We start from the raw sequence: 19,185 nt of genomic DNA on the forward strand, positions 1-19,185 counted from the left end.
TTTTAATGCAGACGCATATCCAGCGTCATCGGCAGCTCGTCGTTAATGTTGAGCGACGGAACGTCCAGTTTGCCTGGGGTGTGGCCGGTGCGGAAGAAACGTGACAGGCGACGGCTTTCCGCTTCGTTGGCGTTGACCGGCAAGGTTTCGTAGTTACGGCCGCCCGGATGGGCGACATGATACTCGCAGCCACCCAGCGAGCGGTGCATCCAGGTGTCGAGCAGATCGAAAACCAGTGGCGCATGCACGCCAATGGTCGGTTGCAGGCAATTGGCCGGCTGCCAGGCGCGATAACGCACACCCGCGACGAACTCACCGACCCGTCCGGTCGGCTGCAGGGGCACTGCGACACCGTTACAGGTCAACACGTAGCGCTGCGGTGGCAGCCCGCTGATATGCACTTGCAGACGCTCCAGCGATGAATCGACGTAGCGCACCGCGCCGCCGGCCGAGCCCTCTTCACCCAGGACATGCCAGGGCTCCAGCGCCTGACGCAGCTCCAGCTCGATGCCGTTGACGGCGTAATCGCCTACTTTCGGGAAGCGGAATTCCAGGTGCGCGGAGAACCAGTCGGCCTGCACCGCGTAGCCTGCCGCGTTGAGGTCGGCGACCACATCGGCAAAATCCTGCTCGATGAAGTGCGGCAGCATGAAGCGGTCATGCAGTTGCGTGCCCCAGCGCGCCAGCTTCGCGGGTGCGTAGGGTTCACGCCAGAAGCGCGCCACCAGCGCGCGCAGCAGCAACTGTTGCGCCAGGCTCATGCGCGCATGCGGCGGCATCTCGAAGGCGCGCAGCTCGAGCAGCCCCAGGCGTCCGGTTGCGCCATCGGGCGAGTAAAGCTTGTCGATGCAGAACTCGGCACGGTGGGTATTGCCGGTGACGTCAATCAGCAGGTTACGCAGCAGACGGTCCACCACCCACGGCGCAACCTGCTCGCCTGGCTTCGGCATCTGTGCAAAAGCGATTTCCATCTCGTAGAGCGAGTCATTGCGCGCTTCGTCGATGCGCGGTGCCTGAGACGTCGGGCCGATGAACAGGCCGGAAAACAGGTACGACAGCGAAGGATGGTTGTGCCAGTAGCTGATCAGGCTGCGCAGCAGGTCCGGACGCCGCAGAAACGGCGAATCTGCCGGCGTTGCGCCGCCCAGCACGAAATGGTTGCCCCCGCCGGTGCCAGTATGACGGCCGTCGATCATGAACTTCTCGGTGGTCAGACGCGTGAGGCGCGCCTGTTCATAGAGAAACTCGGTGCGCTCGACCAGTTCGTCCCAGCTCGCCGAAGGCTGCACGTTGACCTCGATCACACCAGGGTCCGGCGTGATCCGGAAATTGCACAGCCGCGGATCGCTCGGCGGTTCGTAGCCTTCCAGCAGGATCGGGCACTGCAGTTCCTCTGCAGTCGCTTCGATCACCGCCACCAGTTCAAGGTATTCCTCAAGCTTTTGCAGCGGCGGCATGAACAGGTACAGCCGCCCCTCGCGCGCTTCGGCACACAGCGCCGTGCGGGTCAGCCAGTCGGCCGACTCGTCGATCTTCGGCGGGCGCTCGGCGTCCGTGTCTGTGGACTTGAGCGCTGAGGTCAACGAGTCGCTGTCGGCCAGTTCGGGGAAGTCCTGGTTATGGTCGGTCGGATGAATGAACGGGTATTCCGCCGCCTTGACCCAAGGCTGCGACGCCAGCGGCAATCGATAGCCCAGCGCAGAATCCCCCGGCACCAGACGGCAATGCTCGTCACGCAAGTACCAGCGGCCACTCTGCCAGCTGTCACCGTCCGCGTTGCGAGCCAGCGGCAGAACCTGACCGATCATCTTGTCCAGCCCCTGAGCGAAGACCTTGCGCAGACGGGCACGCTCCAGCTCGTCACCCAGCCGCGAATCTTCGGCGGTGACGTTGACCGGCAATGCGCCTTCGCGCCACAAGTAGTAGAAATTGTCTTCGTAAGCCGGGAAAACGAAGCGGGCCGGCAGCTTCAGGCGCTCGGCAACACTGGCGAGAAAACGCCCTGCCAGTTCGCCCGTAGCACCATAGTCACGGGTTTCATCGGCGATCAGCGCATTATTGCGCCACACCGGCTGGCCGTCCTTGCGCCAGAAGCAGTTCAGCGACCAGCGCGGCAACTGCTCACCCGGATACCATTTGCCTTGCCCGAAATGCACGATGCCCAGCGGCGCGTAATGCCCGCGCATGCGCTGGAACAGCTCGGCGGACAGCTCGCGCTTGCGCGGCCCCAGCGCGGCGGTGTTCCATTCGGCGCCATCGCGGTCGTCGATGGACACGAAGGTCGGCTCGCCGCCCATGGTCAGACGCACATCGTCGCGCAGCAGATCGGCGTCGATCTGTCGACCAAGCGCCTGAATGTCCTGCCATTGCGCTTCGGTGTAAGGCTTGGTGACGCGCGGCGCCTCCCAGATGCGTTCGACCGACATTTCGTGGCTGAAATCGGTTTCGCACGGCTCGACCAGACCACTGATCGGTGCTGCCGAGGAAGGCTCGGGGCTGCACGCCAGAGGAATGTGTCCTTCGCCAGCGAACAGGCCGGACGTGGCGTCCAGCCCGACCCAGCCTGCGCCCGGAAGATAGACCTCGCACCAGGCGTGCAGATCGGTGAAGTCGACATCCGTACCGGACGGCCCGTCGAGCGCCTCGACATCGGCCTTGAGCTGAATGAGGTAGCCCGACACAAAGCGCGCCGCCATGCCCAGATGACGCAACAGCTGCACCAGCAGCCATGCGGAGTCGCGGCACGAGCCCGATGCGTTTTCCAGGGTGAATTCCGGGGTCTGAACGCCGGGTTCCATGCGGATCAGGTAGGCGACGTCCTGACTCAGGCGCTGGTTGAGGCCGACCAGGAAGTCGATGGCCGGAATCGGCTCGCGACTGATGCTGTCCAGATACGCCTGAAATCTCGGGGTCAGCGGCAGTTTTTCGAGGTACGGCGCCAGCTCGTGCTGCTCTTCGCTGGCGTAGGTGAACGGAATGTTCTCGGCGTAGGGCTCCAGGAAGAAGTCGAACGGATTGAACACCGCCATCTCGGCGACCAGATCGACTTCGACACGGAATTCGTCGGTCTTTTCCGGGAAGACCAGACGCGCGAGGTAATTGCCTTGAGGGTCCTGCTGCCAGTTGATGAAATGGTTTTCAGGCAGGACTTTCAGCGAATAAGACAGCACGCGTGTGCGGCTATGAGCGGCCGGACGCAGGCGAACGATCTGCGGACCCAGTTCGACCGCGCGGTCGTAGCGATAGTGCGTGACATGGTGCAAGGCAATATGAATCGACACGGCGTGCCTCCTGCGAGCCTGAACGGTAATTGAGCCGCGCAAGACTTATGCCATCCGGTCAAAGTCGTGCGCCAACGAGAGTGGCATTCCCCGCCTGAACAGGCGCAGCACCAAAATCGTGCCGGCCGAAGCCAACGGTGCAAGGGTCGCACAGTAATAAGGCAGACAGTGTGGCAGAGGGATTGAGTGGGGGGTGAAGAATTGTGAAGGCGTTTGGATACGCATGCGGCGCGTTGCAGGTGTAAGACGCGCAGCTTCACCCAAGGCATTCCCACCCCGTGGGAGCGAGCTTGCTCGCGAAGGCGTCATCACTGAACCACCGCTTTCGCGAGCAAGCTCGCTCCCACAAGGGATTACAGGTGGGTTTTCAGCACTGCCCGACGCTACATTTTCGGCACTATCAGCACACGAGCACATGATAGGTACACCCACAGAACGAGGAACGATAATACCAACTATCGTGCGACGCTCTGCGTCTGCGCGGATACCTCGCCTTAGCGTGGCACTACTGGCTTGCGCTTGGGCGGTTTGGTGCCTTTGCCCTTGGCTGCATCCATGCGCTCCTTGGCGGCCTGCTTGTTGCGCGCCATAGCGGCAGCCTTGGCCTCTTCACGCTTGTCCCACGGCTTGCTGCCATCGCTTCCGCGTGGCGGCAGGCCGGTGTGCTGGGTCTGGATCAGCGTGGTCTTGGCATTTTTCGCAACCTTGTGGCTGCCCGCTGGCGTCGAGTTCTTGCGGCGCGCGCTCTGATAGCTGTCAGTAGCCGGCTGATGCAACGGGATCAGTTGATCCTTGCCCGGCCCGATCAGGTCGGCACGGCCCATGCGCTCCAGTGCCTCACGCAGCATCGGCCAGCCTTTCGGGTCGTGATAGCGCAGGAAAGCCTTGTGCAAACGACGCTGCGCTTCGCTTTTCACGATGGTGACCGCATCACTCTTGTAGGTGACCTTGCGCAGCGGGTTCTTGCCCGAGTGGTACATGGCGGTGGCCGTGGCCATCGGCGACGGATAGAACGCCTGCACCTGGTCCGCGCGGAAACCATTGCCCTTGAGCCACAGCGCCAGGTTCATCATGTCTTCATCGGTGGTGCCCGGGTGGGCGGCGATGAAGTAAGGAATCAGGTACTGCTCCTTGCCGGCTTCCTTGGTGTACTTCTCGAACATCCGCTTGAACTTGTCATAGCTGCCAATGCCCGGCTTCATCATCTGGTTGAGCGGACCTTCCTCGGTGTGTTCCGGGGCGATCTTCAGGTAACCACCTACGTGGTGAGTAACCAGTTCCTTGACATACTCCGGCGACTCGACCGCGAGGTCATAGCGCAGGCCGGAGGCGATCAGGATCTTCTTCACGCCCGGCAAGGCACGCGCGCTGCGATACAGCTGGATCAGCGACGAGTGATCGGTATTCAGGTTCGGGCAGATACCCGGGAATACGCAGGACGGCTTGCGGCAGGCCGACTCGATCTCCGGGCTTTTGCAGGCGATGCGATACATGTTCGCGGTCGGCCCGCCCAGGTCGGAAATGACCCCGGTAAAGCCCGGCACCTTGTCGCGGATTTCTTCGATTTCGCGAATGATCGACTCTTCGGAGCGGTTCTGAATAATCCGCCCTTCGTGCTCGGTGATCGAGCAGAAGGTGCAGCCGCCGAAGCAGCCACGCATGATGTTCACCGAGAAACGAATCATGTCGTAGGCAGGGATCTTTTCCTTGCCGTACGCAGGATGCGGGACGCGCGCGTAAGGCATGCCAAACACGTAGTCCATTTCTTCAGTGGTCATCGGAATGGGCGGCGGGTTGAACCAGACGTCCACGTCGCCATGTTTCTGCACCAGCGCGCGAGCGTTGCCCGGGTTGGTCTCCAGGTGCAACACGCGGTTGGCGTGGGCATACAGCACAGCGTCGTTACGGACCTTTTCCACCGATGGCAGGCGGATGACCGTCTTGTCGCGGGTCATGCGCGGGCTGGCGAGAATCTGCACCACCTTGGCTTCGTTGGGGTCCTCGACGTTGCCTTTTTCCTGCTCGATGGCGCAGGCCTGCGTGTCCTGGGTGTTGACGTACGGGTTGATGATCTTGTCGACCTTGCCTGGACGGTCGATACGCGTGGAGTCGACCTCATACCAGCCCTGCGGCGTGTCACGACGAATGAACGCCGTACCGCGAACGTCAGTGATGTCTTCGATCTTGTGGCCGTAGGACAGACGCTGGGCAACTTCGACGATCGCGCGTTCGGCATTGCCGTACAGCAGGATGTCGGCGCAGGCGTCAATCAGGATCGAGTTGCGAACCTTGTCCTGCCAATAGTCATAGTGCGCGATTCGGCGCAGCGAAGCCTCGATGCCGCCCAGCACGATCGGTACATGCTTGTAGGCTTCCTTGCAGCGCTGGCTGTAGACCAGACTTGCGCGGTCCGGACGCTTGCCAGCCATGCCGCCAGGGGTATAGGCGTCATCGGAGCGAATCTTCTTGTCCGCGGTATAGCGGTTGATCATCGAGTCCATGTTGCCGGCAGCGACACCGAAAAACAGATTCGGCTCGCCGAGCTTCATGAAGTCGTCCTTGGACTGCCAGTTGGGCTGCGCGATGATCCCGACCCGGAAGCCCTGGGATTCGAGCAGACGACCGATGATCGCCATGCCGAAAGACGGGTGATCCACGTACGCATCACCGGTAACAATGATGATGTCGCAGGAATCCCAGCCAAGCAGATCCATTTCTTCCCGGCTCATGGGCAGGAAAGGTGCTGGTCCGAAAAATTCGGCCCAGTGCTTGGGATAGTCAAATAACGGCTTGGCTGATTGCATGTTCAGGACCTACGTTTGCACGTTGGAAAAATCGCGGGCGCGGAATATAGCACATTTTTTGATCAAGTCCGACCACGGTGGTCGGATTTGATGGAGTCCACCCGAAGTCAATCGTCGTCGAAGTTGTAACTACCCGGCGCCAGGTTCTCGAAGCGCGTGTATTTGCCGATGAACGCCAGACGCGTGGTGCCGATGGGGCCGTTACGCTGCTTGCCGATGATGATCTCGGCAATGCCCTTGTGCTCGGTTTCCGGGTGATAAACCTCGTCCCGGTAAACGAACATGATGACGTCGGCATCCTGCTCGATCGCTCCGGATTCCCGGAGGTCGGAGTTGATCGGGCGCTTGTTGGGACGCTGCTCAAGAGAGCGGTTGAGCTGCGACAGGGCAATCACCGGGCAGTTGAATTCCTTGGCAAGCGCTTTCAACGAGCGCGAGATCTCGGAAATCTCGTTGGTACGGTTATCACCGCTGGAACCAGGGATCTGCATCAACTGCAGGTAGTCGATCATGATCATGGCGATGTCGCCATGCTCACGCACGATCCGCCGCGTCCGCGCGCGCATTTCAGACGGGCTGATACCAGCCGTATCGTCGATGAACAGCTTGCGGTCATTGAGCAGATTGACCGCCGATGTCAGGCGTGGCCAGTCATCGTCATCAAGCTGGCCGGCCCGCACCTTGGTCTGGTCGATGCGCCCCAGCGACGACAACATACGCATGATCAGCGATTCGCCTGGCATCTCCAGCGAGTAGACCAGCACCACCTTGTCACTGCGCAGCACCGCGTTCTCGACCAGGTTCATGGCGAAGGTGGTCTTACCCATCGACGGACGTCCGGCAACGATGATCAGGTCGGCGGGTTGCAATCCGCTGGTTTTTTCATCGAGATCGGTATACCCGGTCGACAGACCGGTAATGGCGTTGTCGCTGTTGAACAGGGTATCGATACGGTCGATGGCCTTGGTCAGCAGGTCATTGACGCTGACCGGGCCGCCAGTCTTGGGGCGGGCTTCGGCGATCTGGAAGATCTGCCGTTCAGCCTCGTCAAGAATCTCTTCGGCGGTCCGGCCTTCGGGGTTGAACGCACTGTCGGCGATTTCGGTACTGATGCCGATCAATTGCCGCAGCGTGGCCCGGGCCCGGACGATCTGCGCATAAGCCTTGATGTTGGCGACAGAAGGCGTGTTTTTCGCCAGCTCACTGAGGTAGCCCAGGCCGCCTACTTGCGAGGTCTGCCCTTCCTTGTCCAGCTGTTCAGCCAGCGTGACCACGTCAATCGGGCTGTTCTGGTCGGCCAAGCGGGCGATGGCGCGGAATATCAGGCGGTGGTCATGTCGATAGAAATCACCATCGGAAACTTGATCGAGCACCCGCTCCCAGGCGTTGTTGTCCAGCATCAAGCCACCGAGTACAGCCTGTTCGGCCTCGATGGAATGCGGCGGCACTTTCAGGGCAGCGGTTTGCAGATCGTATTGTTCGGGGGCGGAAATATCGTTCATGGCCACTTCAATTCGGGGTTTGCAGAATGGGGATGGCACAAAGACAAAGGGCACGACCTGTGAACAGGATCGTGCCCGATGTTAATCCTCTGATGTCAATGCCGCCAGACGATTACGTGTTGCTTAAGCAGCCACTACGACAACGCGTACGGTCGCTTCTACGTCGCTGTGCAGGTGCACGGCTACGTCGAATTCACCAACGTTGCGGATAGTGCCGTTCGGCAGACGAACTTCGCTTTTTGCAACTTCAACGCCAGAGGCGGTCAGTGCATCAGCGATGTCGTGGGTGCCGATCGAACCGAACAGCTTGCCTTCGTCACCAGCAGTGGCAGTGATGGTCACTTCCAGCTCAGCCAGTTGGGCAGCGCGAGTTTCGGCAGATGCTTTCTTGTCTGCAGCCAGTTTTTCCAGCTCGGCACGACGCTCTTCAAACGCAGCCACGTTGGCAGCGGTTGCAGCGGTTGCTTTGCCGTAAGGCAGCAGGTAGTTACGACCGTAGCCGGCCTTAACGTTTACTTTGTCGCCCAGGTTGCCCAGGTTGGCGACTTTTTCCAGAAGGATCAGTTGCATGTGGAAATCCTCTTAACTTTTAACCTTCACCGTTCGCAGGACCATTGCCGGGATCTTTCGAGCTCCGGCGACCGCGAAAATCAATCAGGCTGTCGACAATGGCAATTACCACGAGCAACGGATAAATCAGCTGCATGAACACCAGCAGCGTGATGTACATCCCCACCAGCCAGAACCTGGACAGACGCTTTTCAGCGACCAGTCCGTGAATCAGGGCCAGGCCCGCAAAGACCAGCGGTACGCTGCACAGCGGTGTAAGCATCGCTATCTGCGGACCGAAATTCGGCCCCACCAGCATGCACACCACCAGCACCAACGCCGGCACCAGCGGGAGTTTCACGGCGCGAAATTCACGCCCGAAACCACCAGGGTTGTACAACATCGCTTGCCAGTACCGCCCAAGAATCAGGCACAGCACACTGACGATTTGCAGCACAGCCGCTATCAGGCCATCCAGGACGGGTGCAATCAGTGCCCCCAGACGCGCTCGCTCTTCTACGTTCAACTGCTCGTAGAGCCCGGCCAGCATTGTCGGCAGATGTTTCTGCAACTCCTGCGACATTGCTTCCAGAGGTTCGCGAAAAACCGTGCCCAGAATTACTGCATACACCACACCCAACGCCACGCTGACCAGCAGCACACGGACCCAGGACTCGCTGGCACGCAAAACCATTGCCAAACTCAGTGACCCCGCCAGCACCATGGCTGTACGAGGCTCACCGAAATACCACCAGACCAAAGCCGGCAGCAGAGCCCAGGACAGGACACCAACGGCATCACTGAACCCGCGTCGCAGGAGCACAAGGCACCCTGCGGCAGCACTCAACCAGAACAACAGCGGCAATGCCGCACATCCAGCCACTACGAGAGTGGCCTGCATACGGCCGCGCATGATGAATTCAGCCAGGGCACGCATGCTTTCTATCCTTTGTTACGTTTTGTCGACTACCTGGTCTCAGCGGCCGTGGCTGTCGGTGTAGGCCAGCAGGGCCAGGAAGCGGGCACGCTTGATAGCGGTGGCCAGCTGACGCTGATAACGTGCTTTGGTACCAGTGATACGGCTTGGAACGATTTTGCCGGTCTCGGATACGTAGGCTTTCAGAGTGTTGAGATCTTTGTAATCGATCTCTTTGACGTCTTCAGCGGTGAAGCGGCAGAATTTACGACGACGGAAGAAACGTGCCATGTAATTGGCTCCTCAAAAGGTCCGTGGATTACTCGTCAGCGTTATCGCTAACGTCGCTGTTGTCGCCGTCATCGCCATCGGCGCTGTCGGAGTGCTCAGGACGGTCACGACGCTCACGGCGCTCACTGCGGTTCTCTTCAGCCTTGAGCATCTCGGACTGGCCGGTTACGGCTTCGTCGCGACGGATGACCAGGTTACGGATCACAGCATCGTTGTAACGGAAGTTGTCTTCCAGCTCGGCCAGAGCCTTGCCAGTGCACTCAACGTTCAGCATCACGTAGTGAGCCTTGTGAACATTGTTGATTGCGTAAGCCAGTTGACGACGGCCCCAATCTTCCAGACGGTGGATTTTGCCGCCGTCTTCTTCGATCAGCTTGGTGTAACGCTCTACCATGCCGCCGACTTGCTCGCTTTGATCCGGGTGGACCAAAAAGATAATTTCGTAATGACGCATGAATGCTCCTTACGGGTTGTAGCCTGCCGCTCAAATAGCGGTCAGACAAGGAGTGAATGACACTGTTGGTCTTGCTCAGGGACAGGCACATGCGCGCCTGCCGTGACAGCAAGGGGCGCAATTGTAGAGAAGGGTCGGGGGAGGCGCAAGGCAATTGGTGAATTAATGAGCAGATCGCATGGCGCGACCTGCTCACTCTGGCCAGAAGCCGCAATCAGGCTTTTTTGCCGGCAGCCTTGACACTGCGCTGGCGCAGCGCTTCGAACAGACACACGCCGGTCGCGACCGACACGTTGAGGCTGCTGACACTGCCCGCCATCGGCAGGCGCACCAGATAATCACAATGCTCACGGGTCAGGCGACGCATGCCCTTGCCTTCCGCGCCCATGATGATAATGGTCGGCCCGGTCAGGTCCTGCTGATACAGCTCGACCTCGGCCTCGCCCGCAGTACCGACCACCCACAATCCGCGCTGCTGCAGTTTTTCCAGGGTACGCGCCAGGTTGGTCACTGCCACGAGCGGAATGACCTCGGCTGCACCGCAGGCGACCTTGCGCACGGCTGGCGTCAGGGTTGCGGATTTGTCCTTGGGCACGATGACCGCCAGCGCACCTGCTGCATCGGCAGTACGCAGGCAGGCGCCAAGGTTGTGCGGATCGGTCACGCCGTCCAGCACCAACAGCAGCGGCGAGCCCTCACTGCGGTCCAGCAGCTCGTCGAGCATAGCCTCGCCCCAGACCTGACTCGGGCTCACATCGGCAACAACACCCTGATGCACGCCTTCGACCCAGGCATCCATTTCGCGGCGCTCGGCCTGCCCGATGGTGACGCGATTTTCGGCCGCCAGTGCGACCAGGGTCTGGACGCGAGGGTCGTTACGACCCTCGGCCAGCCAGATGTGCTTGACGCGTTTCGGATGATGACGAAGTAACGCTTCTACGGCGTGAACGCCGTAGATTTTTTCCAGCTGACTCATGACTTGGCCTTGGGTTTACGAGCGCCGCTGCTTTTCGCAGCTGGCGCGGAGCCCGTTTTTGACGAGCCTTTACGGTGTTTGCTGGCCGGTTTGCCCGATGAAGGCGCAGAACCCGACCTGTCAGACTTTCCCGACGATGCCTTGCTACCACCCTTCGCGTCTGCCAGAAGCGCTTTTTTCAGCTCGCGGCTTTTACGCACTTCTGCGTTTTTCGCGGCGGCATCGCTCGGGCGATACGCTTCGGTGCTGCTTTCCTTGGTCGAAGCGCTACGGCGTCCGGACTTGGCAGGCGCCTTATCCTTCTCAGCCGTGGTCGAGGCAGCAGGTGCCGCGGTGTCATGACCACGACGCTTGCGAGCCGTCGGCTTTGCAGCCGCTGCCGCTTCGGATATCTCGAAATCGATCTTCCGCTCGTCCAGATCGACGCGCATGACACGCACTTCAACGGTGTCGCCCAAGCGGAAGTTACGCCCGGTACGCTCGCCGGCAAGGCGGTGGTGCAGCGGATCGAAGTGGTAGTAGTCACCCGGCAAGGCGGTCACGTGGACCAGGCCCTCGACATAGATGTCGGTCAGCTCGACGAACAGACCAAAGCCGGTTACAGCGGTGATCACGCCCGGGAACGACTCGCCGACGCGATCCTTCATGTATTCGCACTTGAGCCAGTTGACCACGTCGCGCGTAGCCTCGTCGGCACGGCGTTCGCTCATCGAGCATTGTTCGCCCAACTGGTCGAGCAGCGCGTCGTCGTATGGGTAGATGCGCGCCTTCGGGATCGTGGCAGCACCGGCACGACGAACGTGCGGCGTATCCTGCTTGGAGCGAATGACACTGCGAATCGCACGATGGGTCAGCAGGTCCGGATAACGACGGATCGGCGATGTGAAGTGCGTGTACGCTTCGTAATTCAGACCGAAGTGACCGTTGTTGTCCGAGCTGTAGACCGCCTGGCTCAACGAACGCAGCATCACAGTCTGGATCAGGTGGTAGTCAGGACGATCACGAACGGTTTCAAGCAGCGCCTGATAATCCTTCGGTGTCGGACCTTCCTTGCCTTTATGCAACGTCAGACCCAGCTCACCGAGGAACGCACGCAGTTTTTCCAGGCGCTCCGGCGGCGGACCATCGTGGACGCGGTACAACGCAGGAATTTCGTGCTTCTTCAGGAACTGCGCGGTGGCCACGTTGGCGGCCAGCATGCATTCCTCGATCAGCTTGTGGGCATCATTGCGAGTGGTCGGACGGATTTCGGCAATCTTGCGCTCGGAACCGAAGATGATCCGGGTTTCCTGAGTTTCGAAATCGATCGCACCGCGCACATGACGCGCGCCCAGCAATACCTTGTACATCGCATAAAGCTGTTTGAGGTGCGGCACCACATCGCCGTATTCACCACGCAGGCTTTTGGCTTCAGCGGTTTTCGGCTGTTCCAGAATCGTGCTGACCTTGTTGTAGGTCAGGCGAGCGTGGGAGTGGATGATGCCTTCGTAGAACACGTAGTCAGTCATCTCGCCGGTCTTGGAGATGGTCATCTCGCAGACCATGGCCAGACGATCGACATGCGGGTTCAGCGAGCAGAGGCCGTTGGACAATTGCTCAGGCAGCATGGGCACGACGCGCTCGGGGAAATACACCGAGTTGCCGCGCACCTGGGACTCTGCATCCAGCGCCGAGCCGATCTTCACGTAGCTCGATACGTCGGCAATCGCCACGTAGAGCTTCCAGCCACCGGAGAACAGACGCAGCTTGCCCGGCTTGGCTTCGCAATAGACCGCATCGTCGAAGTCACGAGCGTCTTCGCCGTCGATGGTCACGAACGGCAGATGGCGCAGATCGACGCGGTGTTCCTTGTCCTTCTCTTCGACTTCCGGCTTGAGCTTGGCAGCCTCTTTGAGCACTGCTTCGGGCCAAACATGCGGGATATCGTAGGTACGCAGCGCGACATCGATCTCCATACCGGGCGCCATGTAGTTGCCCACCACTTCGATCACGTCGCCTTGCGGCTGGAAGCGCGGCGTCGGCCAATGGGTGATTTTCACCTCGACGAACTGACCGATCTTGGCGCCGTTGTTACGACCCGGCGTCACCAGCACTTCCTGCTGGATTTTCGGGTTGTCGGGCACCACGAAGCCGATGCCGCTTTCTTCGAAATAGCGACCCACGATGCTTTCGTGAGCACGCGAGATCACTTCGACGATCACACCTTCGCGGCGGCCGCGACGGTCAAGACCGGAAACACGGGCCAGTGCCCGGTCACCGTCGAACACCAAGCGCATTTGCGCTGGGCTCATGAACAGGTCGTCGGAGCCGTCGTCCGGCACCAGAAAGCCGAAGCCGTCGCGATGGCCGGAGATGCGACCCAGGATCAGGTCAAGCTTGTCTACCGGTGCATAAGCGCCGCGACGGGTGTAGATCAACTGGGCGTCACGCTCCATCGCCCGAAGGCGGCGGCGCAGGGCCTCGAATTGATCTTCGGTGGTCAGGCCGAATTCTTCGACCAGTTGCTCGCGACTGGCCGGCGAACCGCGCTCGGCAAGGTGCTGCAAGATTAGCTCACGGCTGGGAATAGGGTTTTCGTATTTTTCCGCTTCACGAGCGGCCTCGGGATCGAGGGACTGCCAATCGGCCATTAGATAGTTTTCACCTTGTATATATAGGGGTTAGTTTGGCATAGACCTCATGAAACGGGAAATTTCACGCTCAAACCACTCGACAAAAAGCCTCCCTGACCACGCTGCAACACCCGAAACACACCGCCCGCGAATTTTTTCGACTTTTTTTCATCGCCGGGGTTTACAGCCTAAAAAGCGCTCCGTATAGTGCGCGCCATCGGCAGGTTGATGCCTTCCGATACTGCCCAGATGGTGAAATTGGTAGACACGCCAGCTTCAGGTGCTGGTGACCGCAAGGTCGTGGAAGTTCGAGTCTTCTTCTGGGCACCAATTCAGGCAACAGACTACAACAGCCTCAAGCCTCACAAAAACCCGCGAAAGCGAGTTTTTGCATTTTAAGGTTTTGATTATTAAATCAAAACAGGGGTTTACAAAGCAAAATGATCGCCGTATAGTGCGCCCCATCAACGGCGGAGACGCTGCTGATGCTGCCCAGATGGTGAAATTGGTAGACACGCCAGCTTCAGGTGCTGGTGACCGCAAGGTCGTGGAAGTTCGAGTCTTCTTCTGGGCACCAATTCAAAAAAACCGAGCCAATGGCTCGGTTTTTTTTTGGGAATTGCAAAGTCATTTACTTCAACTCAGCAGACCGCATCCAGCTTATATCTTCAAACCAAAGCCATAGGCTGCATCGCCACCTATCACGATGTCTCTCAGATCCTTATCCTTGTCATCATCCGGGAAATAGCTCTTTCTGGTAAACGGAAGACTACCATTATCACTTGCCCAGAGCCGTCTGTCCCACTGCTGCCCCGCAGGCGCTGCCGTGAGGTCGATACTCAACTTTCCGCCACCCTCGGCACGGAGCTTGCGCCAAGTAGCCAGATCCGGAATGACAAGACCTCTGCTGTCGGCAATTTTCTTGCACTCCGTGTAAGTATCGAAATTCAGGTACTCCAACGTGGAAATACCTTGGACAGTGACCGTTACGTATACAACCTGGCCTAGGGAATCTCGCACCTGAACATATACAGATCCGTTCTTCCTGGCCATCAGCAGGCCTTTAGCATCGACCTCGACGATAGACGAATCTCCAGACACGAACGTATAGGGACCTTTACCGCCACTAACAACCATTAACTGACTTGAATCGGGCGGCACTGCAGCAGTGCTGCCTGGCTTCGGATACGCAGCGCTCAAAGAAACATCTGAAAACTTGACACTCAGCAAGCTGCCTTGCGGTTTGATTGTCAAACTCAGCGTAGGAAAGTCTTCAGCGTAGGTGTCACTGAAGTCACCATCGAACGTAACCTTTGCAAATACCTGCAACTGACTGCCCGCTGCCAAATTATCGAACTGGGCCCGAGTGATAGTAATAGCCAAGTCCTGCTTTGCATCGGCATCGGCATCGGTCAATATTCTGGCTGTCCAGACGTTGATCTCCACCGCACTACCATCCTGGGCAGTACCCTCCAGGCGCAACCACACCCGTTGACCGGCTGCCATGAATGGCCACTTCTTGAGCGTCACCACGATGTCGGTTTTTACCGAGGCCAGATCCAGCAGATCTGTGAGTGCCTGGCCGACCACTGGCAGAGACAGGTTATCCCCACCAAGTGTATCGACCTCAATGATGGTGTCGTCAGAATCTATCGGATTGATCAGCCCGTTGCGCGTGACCTGATAATAGACCCAGACCTCTGCCCCGGTATTGGAACCAATTGCCGAGGCTGGAATAACGAACTCTAATGCCTTGCTCACACTGCCGACAGTTTGTTCGGCTATAGCTGGCGTCCCGGGGCCGTCAGTACCAATCCAGAAGAGCCGAACCTTGTCGCCGACAGCAATGGCGGGGTAAGGCTGAACAACCACTGTTGTGCCATTTTGCACGGCCATCGGATCAAGAACCCAGTCAACAGACGCCGGAACCTCAGGAGCAGTAAGCAATAGACCAGCCACCTGAGTGCCTACCGAAAACAGTTCTTCCTGAGACCTGAACTTCTGAGTCTTGCCGCCAAGCCCTTTTCGCTCAATAACGTAATAGACAATGGCCTTTTTGTTGAGCGCTGTACTGACGGAGGCCGCGGGAACATTGAATACCAGGTCGATATTCACGTTGGCCGCATCAACAGCCTGAACACCCAGTGCGACCGGATCACCACCCTCGACCGGCTGCCAATAAGCCGTAACACTGTCTCCCACCTGAGTCTCGGCGTAAGGTACGGTGAGTTTTGTTCCAACGCTCGCAAGAGCAGCATCCATCTTGCCATCTTTGACACCGTCCACCACAGCGCCGGCCAAAACCCTGGAATCTGCAGCCTCCTGATCCTTCTGACTGCCGACGAAAAACTGATAGTCAGCAGAACGAAAGCTGACTTTCCGGCCATCTGGCAGAACGCGCTCAAGCAGGTAAAAAACCGTCACAACCTTGCCCCGGTTGAATTCAATGGGATTATCCAGATACACATCAAATGACATGTCGCCATCGACATTCTGCTGGGTAACAAGCCCCTCATCGGTAAACGTCTTCTGTTTTGACGAGTCACTCCAGAATAGCGTGATCTTGTCTTTTACCAAGGTTCCAGCGGAAGGAATATGAACATTGATAGAGTCAGCAATTTTGTCCGGATCGAGACGATTATCAGAAACTTCGTTGATAAATGGCGGCAAACCCGCAAGGCTGGGTCCTACATAGATATTGCGCCTGGGCGAGGTATACCAGTCGCCCTCTCTATACACCTTGTAGTAGATACTCATGATGCCATTGACCAGCGGCTTGATATCAGCATCTGTCCAGGTAATTTTCATTGGACGCCGCTGTAGATTACTTGCACTGATGGGGCGGTCTTTGTCAGTAAAGTTAATTGCATTCTGCTTGGCGTTCACGCCCTCCCTGACCAGTTTTACGGTGTCCCCAAGCTGAATACCTGGGTAATCGAGACTGACAGTGACAAAGTTGACTGTAGCCTTGGCACTGATGTGATCCGGGTCGATAGAGTCGTTGACGGCCTCCAACAGTTCGGGCGCCGGCAGATAAAGACCTCGAATCTGAAACTCAAGAGATTGCGATGTGCGAACCTTGCCAGTCTTGTTGGAACTTGCGGGCCTGACGACATACTGAACAGTCGCCGTTTGACCGGCGAGCGCTTTCACAATATCAGACGGAATCGTCACGGTGCGTACATCACCCCCCACGACAGATAGCGCTATGTAAGTCGTACTCCAACTAATCAGCGTTCCACTCTGAGACTTACCCTTGAAATTAATCTGAACGTGCTCGCCAGGAGCAAAACTCAAGTAATAGTTGTTCCATATCGACGGCAGCCTGACTCCGAGCCCCCGCCCTGCAAGGTAGGACATATCCGACGGCGAGGGGGGCGATGACGGCTTGTCGGGGTAGCCTAACTGAACATATTTTACTCCTGTAACCGCATCAGTTCTCCAGACGCCCCCAACACCTACCGGGGCAAGGGGACTTTCCAATAAGGCAGTCATATTCATTCCATCCATAGAAATAAAGTTAAATATCTGGCTGTGCGCTCTGAGGTAAGCACAGTACAAAGTGCTCATTCGCGATCATGAGCTCTTGCTCACTGTAGGGGGTCATTGCCCATAGGGTTACTATCAGAACTGACAGGTAGGCATTTCAAAAAACTTCCTGCGATTATCCAGACACAGCCAACCTCGCGTCCTTGAAAGTTAGCGCTCGATTATTCGCTTCGCTGTCAGCACGTGCTAGACATCGTGCTGGGTGCCTCACAGACTAAGGTGTAAACGAAGGCCTTTTCCCGAAAACGTTCTATACCTCAAGCCCGAAACTGCCCCAGGCTCGACTTCAACTGCGCAGCCAGCCCGTTTAGCACTTTGCCGCTAGCGGTCGTCTCAACCACCGCTTTTGCGGCTTTCTCGGCCTGAGCGTGAATCACCTCTACCCGACCGCGAACGGCCTGCGCGCCTTCAGCCTGATGTACAGCCGCCTTGGTCGCCAGACCAATGGCCGCGTGTACCTGCTCGACAGATACCTGCACGGTCTGCTGGCGCTTGGCACTGTCTCGCAGTACTTCCAGACCTTCCTTGGCCTGGCGTCCGGCGATGCCGATGGCGGCGACCGCCTCTTTCGCTCCACGCTGCAGGGCGATGATGTGCTCCTGGATATCGCCCGTCGAGCTTTGCGTCTTGCTGGCCAGCGCCCGCACTTCGTCAGCCACCACGGCAAAGCCCCTGCCCGTTTCACCCGCGCGTGCGGCTTCAATGGCTGCGTTGAGTGCGAGCAAGTTGGTTTGCTCGGCAATACCGTGGATAACTTCCAGCACGACCTCGATCTGCTGGCTTTGCTGCGCCAGACGCTCAATGACCTGCGCACCGGTTTCAACCTGCCCGGCCAGCGCCTCGATCAAACCGCCGACCTGATTGGACGTGCGGGTGTTTTCATCGGTCGCTTGTTTGATATCGATCACCTGACGCAAGGCTGCCTGCATCGCCTGGCTTTCCGACTGCGCCTCGTCGGCCATCTGCTCCAGCGCTTTCAGACTGGCCGCCACTTGGTCCCGCTGCAATTCGGCCGCCGCATCGGCGCCGGCGTTACGCTCGCTCATGACACCGATTTCCTGCCCGGTGCGCTGCGCCACCTCGCCCGCCTCACGAACGATAGGCTGCAACTTGTCGATGAAGCGGTTGACCGCCGCCGACATGTCGCCAATCTCGTCGTTGCTGTCCAGCTTGACGCGCTTGGTCAGGTCGCCCTCGCCCGCCGCAAGGTCATTGAGTGCCGCGATCAGCAGATGCAGCTTGCTGACGACCCGACGCCCGAGCACCACCGCCAGTAACAACAATACACCCAGGCCGACCAGGGCCAGACCCATGCCGATTCTCCAGCGCAGCGTTTCGGCAGCTTCCTGAACCGCCACACGCGTGTTGGCGGTCATTGCCGCTCCCGCCGCCTGAGCCGACTGCAGGCGCGTGCGTAGCGCGGCAGAGCTGTCCTTCGAGGCACTGGCAAGGCTGTCAGACACCAACTGTTCACCACTGGTGATCAGGGTCGCGAAACGCTTGTCCAGGGCAGTAAGATTCTCTTCGACCGTTGCCGTGGACACACCCATGCGCACCTTGCCGATCTCTACGCCGTTAGGGCTGATGGATGCCTCGACGTAATACACCGAAGGGTCGCTTTTCGCCGCATTGAGGACCTTGTCCATCGCCCGCTCGCCTTCGCCCTTGGCCAAAAGAGCCTTGACCAGCGGATTGTCACGGTTCATGTAACGCGTGAGGTGCTCACCTGCGGCGTCGTCATAAACGACGAACAGTACGTTGGGATTGCGCTGGGCACGGCGTGCGAATTCGGAAAGCGTGGGCGTGTCGTTGTCCCACATGGCACGCGGAGCAACGGCAGCCAGCAATTCGGCCATGTCCGTCGCGGACTCGCGCAGGTCTTTCTCCAGCGTGGCACGCAGTTGAGCCTGCTCTTCCTTCAGACGGGTAGAGAGCCCGACGCTCAGGCGCTGTCGAGTGCTGGCTGACAATGCATCGAGGCTCGATGTCACTTCGCTACTCGCCGACTCCAGCTCTGAGGACAGATGTTGCGAATCTACCCCCAGGCGGTTGGCGAGATCGGCCTCAAGCGCAGTGACTGTGCTCCGGGTAAGCGCAACCGCCACCACCACCTGCACCAAAAGAGCGATACCCAGCGCAATGAAGACCGGGCGCAGCAGACGGCTTTGCAATAGAGATAAGACAGCAGACACAGGAGAATCCCTCCACCCTCAGCGCCATTAAAATGCTGGCACTTTTCTGTCATCTTTGT

General features: G+C 58.6%; 11 protein-coding genes and 2 tRNA genes. 2 read left to right on the forward strand and 11 right to left on the reverse strand.

Annotation, left to right across the window (positions count from 1 at the left end; translation table 11 throughout):
• Positions 1 to 2 precede the first annotated feature (2 nt).
• The 9 genes from PCPL58_RS25510 to rnr form a co-directional block, all read right to left on the reverse strand.
• Positions 3 to 3,281, reverse strand: coding sequence for a transglutaminase family protein (locus PCPL58_RS25510; protein WP_065350743.1), 3,279 nt, complete (start codon positions 3,279 to 3,281; stop codon positions 3 to 5).
• A gap of 494 nt (positions 3,282 to 3,775) precedes the next feature.
• Positions 3,776 to 6,085, reverse strand: coding sequence for a YgiQ family radical SAM protein (locus PCPL58_RS25515; RefSeq protein WP_065350744.1), 2,310 nt, complete (start codon positions 6,083 to 6,085; stop codon positions 3,776 to 3,778).
• A gap of 107 nt (positions 6,086 to 6,192) precedes the next feature.
• Positions 6,193 to 7,587: a replicative DNA helicase gene (gene dnaB / locus PCPL58_RS25520; RefSeq protein WP_003366338.1), complete on the reverse strand. Its 1,395-nt coding sequence runs from the start codon at positions 7,585 to 7,587 to the stop codon at positions 6,193 to 6,195.
• Positions 7,588 to 7,710: 123 nt separating this feature from the next.
• The gene (gene rplI, locus PCPL58_RS25525) at positions 7,711 to 8,157 is read right to left on the reverse strand and encodes a 50S ribosomal protein L9 (protein WP_003317208.1); all 447 of its coding nucleotides are present in this window, start codon (positions 8,155 to 8,157) and stop codon (positions 7,711 to 7,713) included.
• A 19-nt stretch (positions 8,158 to 8,176) separates the two neighbouring features.
• Entirely contained in the window at positions 8,177 to 9,073 is an 897-nt protein-coding gene (locus PCPL58_RS25530) for a YybS family protein (RefSeq protein WP_065350745.1), read from the reverse strand.
• A 39-nt stretch (positions 9,074 to 9,112) separates the two neighbouring features.
• Complete coding sequence (rpsR, locus tag PCPL58_RS25535) at positions 9,113 to 9,343, reverse strand: 30S ribosomal protein S18 (protein WP_002551829.1); 231 nt, start codon at positions 9,341 to 9,343, stop codon at positions 9,113 to 9,115.
• 28 nt (positions 9,344 to 9,371) lie between these two features.
• Positions 9,372 to 9,797: a 30S ribosomal protein S6 gene (gene rpsF, locus PCPL58_RS25540; protein WP_002551828.1), complete on the reverse strand. Its 426-nt coding sequence runs from the start codon at positions 9,795 to 9,797 to the stop codon at positions 9,372 to 9,374.
• Between the two features lie 214 nt (positions 9,798 to 10,011).
• Entirely contained in the window at positions 10,012 to 10,773 is a 762-nt protein-coding gene (gene rlmB / locus PCPL58_RS25545; protein ID WP_003317206.1) for a 23S rRNA (guanosine(2251)-2'-O)-methyltransferase RlmB, read from the reverse strand.
• Positions 10,770 to 13,403, reverse strand: a complete 2,634-nt coding sequence (rnr, locus tag PCPL58_RS25550; protein WP_065350746.1) for a ribonuclease R — start codon at positions 13,401 to 13,403, stop codon at positions 10,770 to 10,772. Before rnr ends, rlmB begins: the two co-directional genes overlap by 4 nt.
• 225 nt (positions 13,404 to 13,628) lie before the next feature.
• On the opposite strand from rnr, the gene PCPL58_RS25555 reads away from it, so the two are divergent.
• Together PCPL58_RS25555 and PCPL58_RS25560 are read left to right on the forward strand one after the other, a co-directional pair.
• A tRNA-Leu gene (locus PCPL58_RS25555) sits at positions 13,629 to 13,715 on the forward strand.
• Positions 13,716 to 13,875: 160 nt separating this feature from the next.
• Positions 13,876 to 13,962: transfer RNA gene (locus PCPL58_RS25560), tRNA-Leu, on the forward strand.
• 83 nt (positions 13,963 to 14,045) lie between these two features.
• Here the strand turns inward: PCPL58_RS25560 and PCPL58_RS25565 are convergent.
• Both PCPL58_RS25565 and PCPL58_RS25570 read right to left on the reverse strand, forming a co-directional pair.
• Positions 14,046 to 16,880 (reverse strand): hypothetical protein, encoded by a 2,835-nt coding sequence (locus PCPL58_RS25565; RefSeq protein WP_065351106.1) that lies wholly within the window; start codon positions 16,878 to 16,880, stop codon positions 14,046 to 14,048.
• 311 nt (positions 16,881 to 17,191) lie between these two features.
• The gene (locus tag PCPL58_RS25570; RefSeq protein ID WP_024663640.1) at positions 17,192 to 19,126 is read right to left on the reverse strand and encodes a methyl-accepting chemotaxis protein; all 1,935 of its coding nucleotides are present in this window, start codon (positions 19,124 to 19,126) and stop codon (positions 17,192 to 17,194) included.
• Positions 19,127 to 19,185 lie beyond the last annotated feature (59 nt).

This window comes from Pseudomonas cerasi, assembly GCF_900074915.1.
Taxonomy (GTDB): domain Bacteria; phylum Pseudomonadota; class Gammaproteobacteria; order Pseudomonadales; family Pseudomonadaceae; genus Aquipseudomonas; species Aquipseudomonas cerasi.